Origin of the sequence: Catenulispora sp. GP43 (assembly GCF_041260665.1) — a bacterium.
Classification (GTDB): Bacteria; Actinomycetota; Actinomycetes; order Streptomycetales; family Catenulisporaceae; genus Catenulispora.
Genome location: NZ_JBGCCT010000055.1, coordinates 1 through 12,957, shown reverse-complemented (window position 1 = coordinate 12,957; position 12,957 = coordinate 1). Strand labels below are relative to the sequence as shown.

Annotated in this window: 10 protein-coding genes; 5 read left to right on the top strand and 5 right to left on the bottom strand. The window is 71.6% G+C overall.

Going from position 1 to position 12,957, the window contains the following annotated elements; translation table 11 throughout:
* Window positions 1–348: 348 nt before the first annotated feature.
* Together ABH926_RS51270 and ABH926_RS51265 are read left to right on the top strand one after the other, a co-directional pair.
* Entirely contained in the window at window positions 349–948 is a 600-nt protein-coding gene (locus ABH926_RS51270) for a winged helix-turn-helix domain-containing protein (protein WP_370374719.1), read from the top strand.
* 4 nt (window positions 949–952) lie between these two features.
* The gene (locus ABH926_RS51265) at window positions 953–2,176 is read left to right on the top strand and encodes an MFS transporter (protein WP_370374718.1); all 1,224 of its coding nucleotides are present in this window, start codon (window positions 953–955) and stop codon (window positions 2,174–2,176) included.
* A 39-nt stretch (window positions 2,177–2,215) separates the two neighbouring features.
* Here ABH926_RS51265 and ABH926_RS51260 read toward each other — a convergent pair whose 3' ends face one another.
* Complete coding sequence (locus tag ABH926_RS51260) at window positions 2,216–3,031, bottom strand: hypothetical protein (RefSeq protein WP_370374717.1); 816 nt, start codon at window positions 3,029–3,031, stop codon at window positions 2,216–2,218.
* A gap of 74 nt (window positions 3,032–3,105) precedes the next feature.
* The gene (locus ABH926_RS51255) at window positions 3,106–4,155 is read right to left on the bottom strand and encodes an LLM class F420-dependent oxidoreductase (protein ID WP_370374716.1); all 1,050 of its coding nucleotides are present in this window, start codon (window positions 4,153–4,155) and stop codon (window positions 3,106–3,108) included.
* 157 nt (window positions 4,156–4,312) lie between these two features.
* Between ABH926_RS51255 and ABH926_RS51250 the strand changes: the two genes are divergently transcribed.
* Window positions 4,313–5,323 (top strand): aldo/keto reductase, encoded by a 1,011-nt coding sequence (locus ABH926_RS51250; RefSeq protein WP_370374715.1) that lies wholly within the window; start codon window positions 4,313–4,315, stop codon window positions 5,321–5,323.
* Between the two features lie 55 nt (window positions 5,324–5,378).
* Window positions 5,379–7,196: a helix-hairpin-helix domain-containing protein gene (locus tag ABH926_RS51245; RefSeq protein WP_370374714.1), complete on the top strand. Its 1,818-nt coding sequence runs from the start codon at window positions 5,379–5,381 to the stop codon at window positions 7,194–7,196.
* 112 nt (window positions 7,197–7,308) lie between these two features.
* On the opposite strand, the gene ABH926_RS51240 is transcribed toward ABH926_RS51245, so the two are convergent.
* From ABH926_RS51240 to ABH926_RS51230, 3 genes are all read right to left on the bottom strand, one after another.
* Window positions 7,309–8,151: an SGNH/GDSL hydrolase family protein gene (locus tag ABH926_RS51240; protein ID WP_370374713.1), complete on the bottom strand. Its 843-nt coding sequence runs from the start codon at window positions 8,149–8,151 to the stop codon at window positions 7,309–7,311.
* A 148-nt stretch (window positions 8,152–8,299) separates the two neighbouring features.
* Complete coding sequence (gene murJ, locus ABH926_RS51235) at window positions 8,300–10,393, bottom strand: murein biosynthesis integral membrane protein MurJ (RefSeq protein ID WP_370374712.1); 2,094 nt, start codon at window positions 10,391–10,393, stop codon at window positions 8,300–8,302.
* 21 nt (window positions 10,394–10,414) lie between these two features.
* Complete coding sequence (locus tag ABH926_RS51230; RefSeq protein WP_370374711.1) at window positions 10,415–12,229, bottom strand: serine/threonine-protein kinase; 1,815 nt, start codon at window positions 12,227–12,229, stop codon at window positions 10,415–10,417.
* 183 nt (window positions 12,230–12,412) lie between these two features.
* On the opposite strand from ABH926_RS51230, the gene ABH926_RS51225 reads away from it, so the two are divergent.
* Window positions 12,413–12,817 carry a hypothetical protein gene (locus tag ABH926_RS51225; protein WP_370374710.1) on the top strand — a complete coding sequence of 135 codons (405 nt, stop codon included), beginning with the start codon at window positions 12,413–12,415 and terminating at the stop codon, window positions 12,815–12,817.
* Window positions 12,818–12,957: the final 140 nt, after the last annotated feature.

The window sequence follows — 12,957 nt, the reverse complement described above, 5'->3', positions numbered from 1 at the left end:
AACCACCGACACCGGCACCCGCCACCACACCCCACCCACCATCCGGCACCACCCAGCCACAGCAACAAGATCAAACTAAGCTACGTGGCATTGCCTCCGGCGGCGCCTTTAGCTCTTGACCTTGCTCTTGACTGTGGCCTGTGGCAGTAGACCCGACCACCTGCCCACACCACCGCCGCCCCCACACAACCCGAGGCACACTCGACCCGCGCCACCAACGGATCCCGCAAACCATACGCGAAGCCGTAAAAGCCTCTAAACCACAACAAACCGCACCTCCCCGCGCCCCCGCACCCCCGCACCACCACGCTTGTCGAAAGAACTCTTTCGAGCGTAGTCTTTCGAAACGTGACTTCCGAGGAGCGGACGCACCACCGCCAACTCTCAGACCCCAAGGCCATGCGCGCGGTCGCGCACCCGACCCGCCTGGCCATCCTGGAGGCGCTCTCCCGGCGTGAGCCCCTGACCGCGACCGAGGTCTCCGAGATGATCGGCGAGTCGCCCACCAACTGCGCGTTCCACCTGCGCACGCTCGCGAAGTACGGCTTCGTCGAGGAAGCCGGCGGCGGCCCCGGCCGCAGACGGCCCTGGCAGCGGGCCCACATCGGCTTCGGCTACGACGAGAGCGGCATGGAGGAGCCCGAAGCCCGGATCGCGGCCGGCGTGCTCACCTCAGTGCTCTGGGAGCGGTGGCTCGCCAAGCTCGCCCGGGTCAACTCGCTGCGGGGCAGCTTCCCCGAGGACTGGCGGAAGATAACCGGAGTCTCCGAAGCGGTCTTCTACCTCACCCCCGAGGAGGCCGAGGCGTTCCAGGAGGAGCTGGTCGCCGTGCTTTTCCGCTACCGCGAGCGCCTGGAGGATCCCGGCCTGCGGCCCGCGGGCAGCGTGCCCATCGAGCTCATCCAGTTCATGTTCCCGTTCGACGCCATCCAGACGGAAGAGGGCTGAGGCCATGAGGGAGCTGCTCCGGCACCGGGACATACGCCTGCTGGTCCTCGCGCGGTTCGTCGACGTCCTCGGCGACAACGTCATGTGGATCGCGCTGGGCATCTGGATCAAGCAGCTGACCGGGAGCAGCTCCCAGGCCGGCCTGTCCTTCTTCGTCTTCATCCTCGGCAGCCTGCTCGCCCCGGCCGGGGCCGTGGTCGTGGACCGCGTCCGGCGGCGGCCGCTGATCACGATCCTGAACCTGGTCACCGGGCTCGCGGTGCTGCCCCTGCTCCTGGTCCACGACCGGAGCGGGGTGTGGCTGATCTACGCGGTGATGTTCGGCTACGGCGTGCTCAGCAGCGTGACCGGGGCCGCGATGACCGCCTACACCCAGACCCTGATTCCCGCCGAGCAGCTCGGCCAGGCCAACGGCCTGCTCCAGACCGTCCTTCAAGGCCTGCGCCTGGTCTCCCCGCTGCTGGGAGCCGGGGTGCTCGCCGCATGGGGCATCGCGCCGCTGGTCTTCGGCGACGTCGCCACCTTCGTGCTCGCGTCGCTGCTCCTGCGTGCCATCGGCACCCGGGAGGCGGCCCCGACGCCGCCTGCCGAGAAGAAGCGGCTCAGGGGCGAGCTGTCCGCCGGAGTACGGCAGATCCTCGGCATGCCGATCCTGCGCCAGGCGACTGCGGCAGCTGTGCTCTGCGTGCTCGCGTTCGGGCTCTCCGAGTCGGTGCTGTTCGCCATCGTCGACCAGGGACTGCACCGCAAGCCCACCTTCGTGGGAGTGATCGAGTCGTTCCAGGGCCTCGGCGCCATCGCCGCGGGCCTGCTGGCCGGGCCGCTGATGCGCCGCCTCGGCGAAAGCCGGCTGATCGCCCTGGGGATGGCGGCCGCCGGGCTCGGCTTCGCCGCCTGCTGCCTGCCGTCCGTGGCGGCGGCGGGCCTGGGCGTCATGCTGGTCGGAGTCAGCCTGCCGTGGATCATCGCCGGGCTGATGACGCTGTTCCAGCGCACCACCCCGCCCGAGGTCATGGGCCGCACCAGCGCCGCCCTCGACATGATGATCTCGCTGCCCCAGACCACCGCCATCGCCGTCGGTGCGGCTCTGGTGGCGGTCGTCGACTTCCGGGTGCTGCTGGGCGCGATGACCGCGCTGATGGGCATGGGATCGCTGTATCTGCTCACGCGGACGACGACGGTGCCCGAGCCGGCGCGGACCGATCCCGTGTCAGCACCCGTGCTCTGAGGATCCCGCCCTATCTCGCCCTATCCCGCCCTAACTCGCCTAATCCCTGACCAGGAACGCGAAGAAGATCGCCATCGAGATGCTCCCGATGTAGCTCTCGATGATCAACAGGATCTGGGCGGTGCCGCTGAAAATACCTTCCACGTCGCCCAGGCCCAGCGGGTTCAGGAAGTCGATCAGGCAGGCGTGCAGCGACTCCGCGTACCCCGGCGAGCCGGTCAGCCAGACGACCACGCTGAACACCGCCAGGGTGAGCACCATCCAGCCCAGCATCCGAAAGGGCCGGTAGCCGTATCCGCAGATCGCGTCGTAGGCCGCGTCCAGGAAACGCAGTGCGCTGTGCGTCCGCGCCTCATGCTGGGCACGGCGCCCGCTCAACAGTGAACGTTGACGCCTGGACTTCTGCTGGAGCGAGGCGTAGAGGTCTGCCGCGACCTGGAACACCAGGACCGCGTGGCCGGGCAGGCCGAGCGCCAGGAACTCCTCGCCCAGGGCGTCGTAGTGGGCGGCTATTCGCCCGTTCTGGGAGCGGCTGAGCCGGAACTGGCCGCGACGCTCCGTTTCGGAGGCCAGGTAGGAGCGGATGACGGCGGCGCGGCGGGCCTCAAGGTCGCCGGTGGTCGTGCCGCGCCACTCGTAGAACTCCTTCTGCAGGGCCAGAGCCCCGCCGCGTTCACGGGGCGGGGGGACCTGCGTGTCGAACGCGTAGATCAGTGGCGGAAGATAGCCGTCCAGAAGTTCCAGGAGCTCCTCCTCGCTGAGGAGCCCCTCCTCCGCCCGATCGCGATATCTGAGTTCGCATTTGGCGATATCGTCGATGACGGACTCGACACCTGGGAAACTCGCATTCGGCACGACCGCGATTTTAGTGACAATCCGACCGCACGTCGATGACCATGGACGACGAAGCCAGGGTCCTTACCCGTTTCTCAGGAGATTGCCGCCATTTCGGCAGCCTCGACCGCCGCGCGCACAATGCCGACGCGCGTCTCCAGGTCGCCGAAGGCCGCGCCCACGCTCAGCGTGGTCACCCCGGCCTCCTTGTACGCGACCATCCGCTCGGCGATCCGCTCCTTCGGGCCGATCAGGCTGGTGCGGTCGATGAACTCGAACGGGACGGCCGCGGCCGCGCCGGCGTAGTCCTTGGCCAGGTACTTCTGCTGGACCTCGTCGGCTTCCTTCTCGTAGCCCATGCGGCAGGCGAGCTGGTTGTAGAAGTTCTGCTCCTTGCTGCCCATGCCGCCGATGTACAGCGCCGCGTACCAGCGCACCAGGTCCGCGCACAGTTGGACGTCGTCGCCGATCACCGTCGGGACCGTCGGGGCGATGTCGAAGCCCTCCAGGCCGCTCTTGCCCGCCTTGGCGCGTCCGGCCTTGATGTGCTCCAGGTGCTCCCCGGCGTGCTCGGGGCTGAAGAAGACGGGCAGCCAGCCGTCGGCGATCTCGCCGGTGAGCTCCAGGTTCTTCGGGCCGATGGCGGCCAGGTAGACCGGGATGGCCTCGCGGACCGGGTGCACCGTCAGCTTCACCGGCTTGCCGGGGCCGCCGGGCAGCGGCAGCGTGTAGTGCTTGCCCTCGTAGGTCAGGCGCTCGCGGGTCAGCGCCTTGCGGACGATGGCCACGTACTCCCGGGTGCGGCCCAGCGGCGCGGCGAAGGGCACGCCGTGCCAGCCCTCGGAGACCTGCGGCCCGCTGACGCCCAGGCCCAGGCGGAACCGGCCGGCGGACAGGGTGTCCAGGGTGGCCGCGGTCATCGCGGTCATCGCCGGGGTGCGGGCCGGGATCTGGAACACGGCCGAGCCCACGTCCATCCGCTCGGTGTGGGCCGCGATCCAGGTCAGGACGGTGGCCGCGTCGCTGCCGTAGGCCTCGGCGGCCCAGCAGACCGCGTAGCCGAGCCGGTCGGCCTCCTTGGCCACCTGCAGGCTCTCGGCGTCGTTGCCCGCGCCCCAGTAGCCCATGTTCACGCCGAGCTTCATCGCCCACTCCTGTCCGCTGGACCACCGGCCGGTGGCACCCGTCAGTCGGCTCGCGCGGTCGCGGCGCCGTCGCCGGTGATATTACTCGTCAGTAGGAAGCGGCGCGATGGTGACGCCGCCCACGCGGTGTCCCCGGCAACCGATAGCGTCACCTGTCATGGAGCAGCGACACCTGGGGCGGACGGGACTGCGCGTGTCCCGGCTGGGGCTGGGCACGATGACCTGGGGGCGGGACACCGACGAGCACGAGGCCGCCGACCAGCTCAAGACCTTCCTGGACGCCGGCGGCACCCTGATCGACACCGCCGACGTGTACGGCGACGGCGACGCCGAGTACATCATCGGCCGGATGGTCGAGGGCATCCGGTCCGACGTGGTGATCGCCACCAAGGCGGTGAGCGTCCCGTTCGGCCCGCGCCGCTTCGACGCCTCCCGCCGCCACCTCCTGAACGCCCTGGAGGGCTCCCTCAAGCGCCTGGGCACCGACTACATCGACCTGTGGCAGCTGCACGCCTACGACCCCGCCACCCCGCTGGAGGAGACCCTGTCCGCGCTGGACACCGCCGTGTCCAGCGGCAAGGCCCGCTACGTCGGCGTGTGCAACTACCCCGGCTGGCAGCTGGCGCGCGCCGCGACCTGGCAGTCCGCCGACTTCGGCCGGGCCCCGATCGCCTCGGCCCAGATGGAGTACTCGCTGCTGCAGCGCGGCATCGAGCGCGAGGTGCAGCCGGCCGCCGTGGACCTGGGCATCGGCCTGCTCCCCTGGTCCCCGCTGGGCCGCGGGGTGCTGACCGGCAAGTACCGCTCCGGGGTGCCGGCCGACTCCCGCGCCGCCTCGGCGATGTTCGCCCCCTTCGTCGAGCCCTACCTGGACGGCCCGAGCGACGGCATCGTCGACGCGGTGATGATCGCCTCCGACGGCCTGGGCGTGGCCCCGCTGGAGGTGGCGCTGGCCTGGGTCCGCGACCGGCCCGGCGTCACCGCCCCGATCGTCGGCCCGCGCACCGTGGCCCAGCTGCGCGGCTGCCTGAGCGCCGAGCAGCTGACGCTGCCCCGGGAGATCCGCGAGGCGCTCGACGACGTCTCCGAGCCCGACATCGGGTACCCGGAGCACACCTGGCAGCCGGCCCGGCCGCGGCTGGTGTCCCAGCACTCGCAGAACCTGTAGACCCAGCTAGATCCAGTACCACCGCACCGCAGGACGGATAGGACGAGAAGTGACGATGACCGAACCCGACGCACCGTCCCTGGACGAGCTCCTGGCCTCCGCCGGGGCCCCGGGCGACCTGGCCCCGCGGGTGGCCGCGGCGCTCGGCGAGCAGGCCGCGGCCCGGCTGGCCGCCGACCCGTGGCTGATCCTCGGGGTGCCCGGGGTGCGCCCCGAGGCCGCCGACGGGTTCGCGCGCAGCGTGCTCGGCGGCACCGCGGGCCCGCAGGACCCGCGCCGCGCGCGGGCGGTGCTGGGCTGGCTGCTGGACCGCGCGGCCCTGGACGGGCACACCGCGCAGCCGGCCGACGTGCTGTGCTCGGCGCTGGGCAGCCTCGGCTTCGGCGACCCGGCCGGGGCGCTTCAGGCGGCGCTGGAGGAGGGCGACATGCTCGCGTTCTCCAACGCCGGCGAGGAGGAGGACGAGGACGGCAACGGCGGCTCGGAGGAGTCGAGCGGCGCCTCCGGCCTGATGATCAGCAGGGAGCGCTACGCGTTCGCCGAGGAGGGCGTCGGCGAGGCCGTACAGCGGCTGCTGGCCACGCCGGAGCCGCTCGGCGAGGCCTGGGACCGGCTGGACGCCTCCGGCGACCGGATCCACGGCGAGCTGCGCGACACGGTCGGGTCCTACGGCCTGACGCTCGTCGCCACCGCGCCGGGGATCGCCAAGACGGCGCAGATCGCCGGGTTCGCCGAGGCCGCCGCGGCGGCCGGGGTGCCGGTGGCGATAATCGGCGGGAACGCCGCGAGCGTGCGGACGCTGAACCGGGAGCTCGGCGGGACCGAGCTGACGGTGCTGTCAGTCCAGGAGTATCTGGCCTCGCTCGGGCGCGGAGAGGCGGCGGACGCTGAGAAGGTGCCCGGCCAGCGCGCCGCGGGCGACTCGGCGACCGCGGCAGCCGCCGATGGCGATGCGGGCGCCGCGGCCTCGGTTGATTCCGAAGCCGGTGCCGGTGCCGGTGCCGGTGCCGGTGCCGAATCCGAAACTGGTGCCGAATCCGATACCGGCGCTGAGGCAGGTGCCGGGGCCGGAGCCGCCACCGAAGCAGAGCCCGAAGCCGCCCCCGAACCCCCGGCCGTCGCGTTCGCCGAGCCCCAGCCCGGCCTGGTCGTCGTCTCCGCGGCCCACCAGATCGACGCCGAGGCCCTGGCCGCGCTGCTCGACGCGGTCCCCGAGGGCATGCGCGTGCTGCTGGCCGGCGACCCCGCCGAGCCCGGCCCGGCCGGCCCCGGCCAGCCGTTCCGCGACCTGGTCGAGACCCGCTCGGAATCGCTGATGGCCTACACCTCCGACGGCCGGGTGCCGCGGGTGCGCGCCGCCGACTCCGAGCCGCATCCGCTGACCGACCTGCGTTTCTCGCTGCGCGAGGGCGAGCTGCCGCCGCCGGAGCAGGACCCGGAGAAGCGGCTGGTGATCGTGCCGGTGCGGGACGCCTCCGAGGCGGTGGCGCGCGCCGTGCAGCTGGCCGCCGACTCCATCCCGCGCACCTTCGGGCTGGCCCCGGAGGACATCCAGGTGGTGACCATCCGGGCCGGCGGCGAGGCCGGCGCCGAGACCGTCACCCGGGCGCTGCGCGAGCGCCTGGGGACCGAGCAGGTCCAGGCGCTGACCGCGCGCGAGGCGCTGGGCGGCACCTGGCCGGCGGCGGTGGTGGTGCTGGACGGCCCGTCCTCCGGCAGCCTGACCCGGGCCCTGGTCTACGGCCTGTGCGGGCTGGCCGAGCGGCACCTGTCGATCGTGCACGGCGCCGGCTCGGCGCTGCCGCAGGCCGTGGCCAACGTGCCGGACCGGCCGCGGCACACCCGGCTGCCGGCGGTCCTGCGGGAGCTGTGAGCGCGCCGACGCGCAGACGAACGCGGAAACGAACGCGGAGACGACAGACCGCGCCGGCCCCCTCCGTGGGGCCGGCGCGGTCCGCGTATCAGGGATGCGCTCGGTGCGCTTCTCAGCCGGTGACGGAGTCCATCGCCGGCAGGTAGGCGCCGGACTGGCCGTCGGCGGTCGGGTGGTAGGACTCGGTGACGTCGGTGACGTTCACCGAGTGCAGCCACTCGTTGAAGAAGTCGCACAGCTCGTGGCCGGAGAACCGGCTCTTCACGTCGGCGTAGGAGTCGCCGGCGTTCTGGGCCGCGGTCTGGATGATGCCGTCCAGCGTGTCCGCGGCGTTGTTCAGCGCGGTCCGGTCCGTGGTGGACAGGCCCGGGCAGATCCAGGAGTTGCCCAGGTCGTAGAACTCGGGGTAGCCCATCACCACGACGCGCGCGTTGGGGGCGGCGTTGCGGATGGCCGAGTAGGTGTTCGCCAGCTTGCCCGGCAGCACCGACTTGGCCTGCGCGACCGAGGTGTTGATCGCGCTCAGGCACGCGCTGTCGGAGTCCAGCACGCAGGTCTGCATCACCGAGGAGAAGCCGACATCGTTTCCGCCGATGGTGATGGACACCAGGTTGGTCGAGGAGCTCAGGGCCGAGATCTGGCTGCTGAGCACGTCGGAGGTGGTCGCGCCGGAGCAGGCCACCGAGGTGTAGCTGGCCGGGCTGTGCGCGTTGGCCCACAGCTGCGAGTACGCCAGCGTGCTGCGCAGGCAGTTGCCGGACGACGAGATGTACGACCCGGAGCCGACGCCGGAGGAGTAGGAGTCACCGAGCGCGACGTAGTTCACGCCGCTGGCGGCCGAGGCGTCGGTGGCCATCACGGTCGTGAAGGCGGCCGTCACGGAGGCCAGGACGAGGAGCACGCGCTTGAGCGCGGGGCGTCGCGTCCGCGTCCGCTTGTGGGGACGAGGGAGCACAGGGAACCTCCATGTGGGGGTGGATGGGGGGTGCGCTGCGGAAGAGAATGGCACCCCATCAGGACCCTGTGAAGGCCAAGTTACCAACGAGTTTTGACGACTGGGTAACTTCTTGGTTGGCAGGTCAGGACGTTTCGCCGCAATCATGTCATCCGACGCGGGGAATCAACCCTGTGATGCGGGCCCTGATACGGCCGGTCATCCGGTCCACCTCCGCGACGCGCAGCGCTTTGGCCGCCAAAACGTAGACAACCACCAGAGCCGCACCGCCCGCCGCGGCGGCCAGCAGCGAGCCGGGGCGCGCGGTCCCGGCGAGCGCCCCGACGTCCTGCGCCGCGGCGTAGCCGACCACCCCGGCGACGGTCGCGGCCAGCAGCAGCCGGCGGTAGACCCGTGACACGCCCTTGCCGGGCTTCGCTGTGGCCGGACCGCCCAGGCGGGACCGCAGGCGCCGCACGGACCAGCCCAGGCCGATCGCCGACGACAGCCCGGAACCGGCGGCCATCACCAGCACCGGCCACCGCGTGCCGCCGAGCAGCGCGCTCGCCCCGATCGCGATCGCGGCGTTGGCCGCACCGGTGATCAGGCCGACGGTGAAGGGGGTGCGGGTGTCGCCGAACGCGTAGAAACCACGCAGGACCACGTACTGGGCCGAGAACGGGATCAGGCCCAGGCCCGAGGCCGCGAGCATGAACCCGATCCCGTGCGCCTGCGGCAGGCTGGTCTTGCCGTAGCCGAACAGGACGGTGGCGAACTGCGGTCCCAGTGCGAGGAACGCGAACGCGCACGGCACGATCGCCGCCCCCGAGACCCGCAGTCCGAGCGACAGGTCGCGCCGGACCGCCGCGGGGTCGTCGTCGGCCGCCGCGCGGCTCATCCGCGGCAGCAGCATCGTCAGCAGCGACACGGTGATGACCGACTGCGGCAGGATCCAGATCTGCTGGGCCTTGGAGTAGGCGGCATAGCCGACGGCCGAATGCGGATAGGCCTGGTCCACGCCGGTGGCCAAGCTCATCACGAGCACGTTCACCGCCTGGCCGACCAGCATGTAGGCCAGCGTCCACTTCGCCGGTGCTGCGGCCCGGCCCAGACCCGCGCCGCGCCAGTCGAAACGCGGCCGGTAGCGGACGCCGGAGCCGGCCAGGAACCACAGCACGACAGCCGCCTGCACGGCGACGCCGAGGGTGGTGCCGAGGCCGATGAACATGCTCTGCGACGTGCTCAGGACCGCCTGCCCGTCGGCGCTCTGCCCCGCTCCCCCACCGACCGCGATGAACCCGGCGAACACCGCGACCACCACGACGTTGTTCAGCACCGGCGCCCACGCGGCCGGGCCGAAGCGGCCCCGGGCGCCGAGCACCTGGCCGACCACGGCGAAGACCCCGTAGAAGAAGATCTGCGGCATGCAGTAGCGCGCGAAGGACACGGCGAGCGCGCGGTGGACGGAGTCCAGCCTTCCGGCCGAGGCCGCCACGATCCACGGCGCCGCGACCGTCGCCACCGCCGTCACCGCGAGCAGCGCGCAGAACACCAGGGTCAGGAGCCGGTTGACGTAGGCCGCGCCGCCGTCGGGATCGCGCCGCATGGCCGCGACGAGCTGCGGCATGAACACCGCGTTCAGCGCGCCGCCGATGACCAGGAAGTAGATCATGTTCGGCAGGGTGTTGCCGACGGTGAACGTGGTCGCCAGCACCGAGGAACCGAGCGCCGCGGCCTGCAGGGCCTGGGCGAGCATGCCGCCGACCCGGGAGACCACCGTCGCGGCGGCCATCGCGGTGGAGGAGCGCGCGGCGCCGGCTGGTTTGGTGGCCGGCGTGCTGGCCGATCTGGCGGCAGGCACGCTGCCGGTTTTGGTGGCCAGCTCGGCGACAGGCATGTCGGCCAGCGCGCTGCCCGGCTTAGCGGCAGGCGCGGAAGCCTCAGCGGCAGCGGAGGTCGCGGCAGACTCCGGGGCCCCGGCGGCCCCGGTGGCCCCGGCGGGCGCGGCGACCTCGGCAGCCGGCCACCACAGGTCCTCCAGAAGCAGATCCGAGTGGCTGTCGCCGCCCCGCACCGCCGGTCCCTGTACCGGTCCGCGCCGGGGCGGCATCAGCTCGGCGAGCAGATCCGGATCGGCGATGACCCGCAGCATCCCGGTGTCCCAGTCGCCCGGGACCGCCGGGACCTCGTACCGGCGCGCGCTGACCGTCGCGGCGTGCGCGTAGTAGCGCGGGTCTTCGTCAGGTATGGCGGGTTCCCTCACCGTTCTTGTTTACTCGCTCGGTCACTCCTGCGGGTACCGCTCGAGGATCTTGCCCTTCAAATCCGCCGACAGATACCCGCTCCGGTAGTCGTCCCCGACGTAGACCTTCAGGCTCAGGGTGTGGTCGATGATGTCGGAGTCCACGACCACGTAGTGGTACTTCGGGTTCTTGACGTTCAGCGTGGCGTCGGCGTCCTTCAGCAGCCCCGGCAGCGCGTCCCAGTTCACCGTGTACGGGTCCAGCGCCGGCTCGCCCTGGTCCAGGGCGTCGCCGGTCATCGAGAACCCGGCCTTGCCGTTGACGAAGTCGTAGGTGTCGTAGACCCCCGAGTCGTCCTTCTTCACCACGTCGAAGCTCGCGTGGTCGTCGTAGATGGTCATCGACACGACGCGGCTGCCGCCGCTGACCGCGAGGATCTGCTTGATCACGGCCCGGGCCCCGGCGGGGGTCAGCAGGTGCTGCGTCGCCGCCGAGTCGCCGCCGGCCGCCGTGGACGCGGCGGCGATCGGGGCCTGCGACGTGGATCCGGCAGCGGCCTGCGTGTCGGGGACCGCGGGCATGGAGAACGTCGGGATGTTGTTCGCCGCGTTGTTGTTCGCGGCCTGGTTCGCGTGGTTCTCCGCCCGCGTCGTGGCCCAGACCGAGAAGCCCATCACCCCCAGCACGGCCACCGTGGAGATCGTGGTGAGGCGGAACGCCTTGGAGCGGTAGCGCTCGGCGGCTTCCGGGCTCATGCCGCCGTAGGCGTAGGCGGGGTTGCCGGTGGCGTAGGCATGGTTGCCAGTGGCGTTGCCGGGGCCGTTGCCGTTGCTGTTGCCGTACGGGTTCATCGGCGGACGGGGCCCGGAGCCGCCGGGCAGCTGGTCGGTGACCGGCATCGGGTTCTGGCCGGTGTTGGCGTACTGCCGCGTCAGCCACTCGTCGTAGCCCTGCGCGGCGGCGTTGTCCGGCATGCGCTGCGCGGGCACCGTCGGCTGGAAGGCCCCCACGCTCCCGCCGGCCTCGACATGGGCGAACATCGCGTCCAGCTGCTCGGCCGAGGGTCGGCGCGCGGGGTCCGGGACCAGCACCGCGCTCAGGACCGGCCCCAGCGGGCCGCTGCGCACCGGCGGCGGGACGTAGCCCTCGGAGACCGCGGCGATCGTGGCGATGGTGGTCTCGCGGCTGAGCGGGTTGCGGCCCTCCAGGCCGACGTACAGCAGCAGCGCCAGCGACCACAGGTCCGAGCGCGGATCGCCCTCGACGCCGTGGACGCGCTCGGGCGCCATGTACTCCGGCGAGCCGATCAGCATCCCGGTCGCGGTCAGCCCCGGCGAGGCCTCCAGCGCGGCGATGCCGAAGTCGGTGAGCACCGGTGTACCGTCGCCGCGCAGCAGCACGTTGCCCGGCTTCACGTCGCGGTGCTGGATCCCGGCGGCGTGCGCCGCCCGCAGCGCGCCCAGCAGGCCCCGGCCGATGCGCAGCGCCTCGGGCACCGTCAGGTCGCGCTCGTCGAGCAGCCCGTCCAGCGACCCGCCGGTCACCAGCTCCATCACCAGCCAGGGGTGCGCGAGCTCGTGGGAGTCGACGATGTGGAAGATCGTGACGACGTTCGGATGCTGCAACCGGGCCAGCGCCTGCGCCTCGCGCAGCACCCGCTCGCGCACGACGCGCTGCTCGGCCGGATCACTGCCGTGCACCGACGGATCCGGCGAGCGCACCTCCTTCAGCGCCACCTCGCGCTGGAGCATCAGGTCGCGTGCCCGCCACACCAACCCCATACCGCCGCCGCCGAGCCGCTGCAGCAGCTCGAACCGTCCATCGATCACGTATCCGCCCTGGTCCCCTCCGGTCATGTGCGGAAGTCTAGGGTCTGGGGCGGACAGCGTTTGTGGGCCTAAACATCGTCACCAAACCGGGATGCAAGGCTTGGAGCACGCCCATACCGGATGGATGCGGGCAGCAGGAAGTCGCCTTCCCCGTCCCGCGTCGCCGCCTATAGTGTCAGCGCTCTTTGACGGCATGACCCGGGGGGACTCATGTGGAAGAAGATCGGAATAGGCGTCGGGTTCGTCGTCGCCTTGCTGGCGATCCTCGTGGGCTGCCACACGTTCCTGAGCCACCAGGGCGCCACGGTCCAGCGGTACTTCAAGGCCGTCGGATCGGGCGACGCGAACGGGGCGTGCGCCATTCTGGAGCCGTCCGCGCAGGCCAAGCTGGAGTTGATCGAACAGGCCTCGACGTGCCCGCAAGCCGTGACCAAACTCCACGACTCGCTCAGCCAGGCACAACGCGACTCGCTCGTGAACGACACCATCTCGGTCAGCAAGTCGACGTCATCGGGTTCGAGCAAGACCCTGACGCTCGACGACAACCCGCTGCACATGAGCATCGTCATGATCTACAAGCACGACGGCCACGAGACCATCGCCGACTGGGTCTGATCCGCCGCCCGGCCCGACCGGCGGCCCGGCCGGGTCGCGGGGCCCCCCCCCCCCCCCCCGGGGGGGGGGGGGGGGGGGGCCGGCCCGGCGCGCGGGAGGACGTCGCCAACCCCGACCACACAGAAAAAAACCGGAACGGG

Coding starts and splice junctions, on each gene's coding strand:
- ABH926_RS51255 (WP_370374716.1), bottom strand. CDS start 4,155: ATGAAGCTCGGCGTGAACATGGGCTACTGGGGCGCGGGCAACGACGCC.
- ABH926_RS51245 (WP_370374714.1), top strand. CDS start 5,379: ATGACCGAACCCGACGCACCGTCCCTGGACGAGCTCCTGGCCTCCGCC.
- ABH926_RS51225 (WP_370374710.1), top strand. CDS start 12,413: ATGTGGAAGAAGATCGGAATAGGCGTCGGGTTCGTCGTCGCCTTGCTG.
- ABH926_RS51250 (WP_370374715.1), top strand. CDS start 4,313: ATGGAGCAGCGACACCTGGGGCGGACGGGACTGCGCGTGTCCCGGCTG.
- ABH926_RS51230 (WP_370374711.1), bottom strand. CDS start 12,229: ATGACCGGAGGGGACCAGGGCGGATACGTGATCGATGGACGGTTCGAG.
- ABH926_RS51265 (WP_370374718.1), top strand. CDS start 953: ATGAGGGAGCTGCTCCGGCACCGGGACATACGCCTGCTGGTCCTCGCG.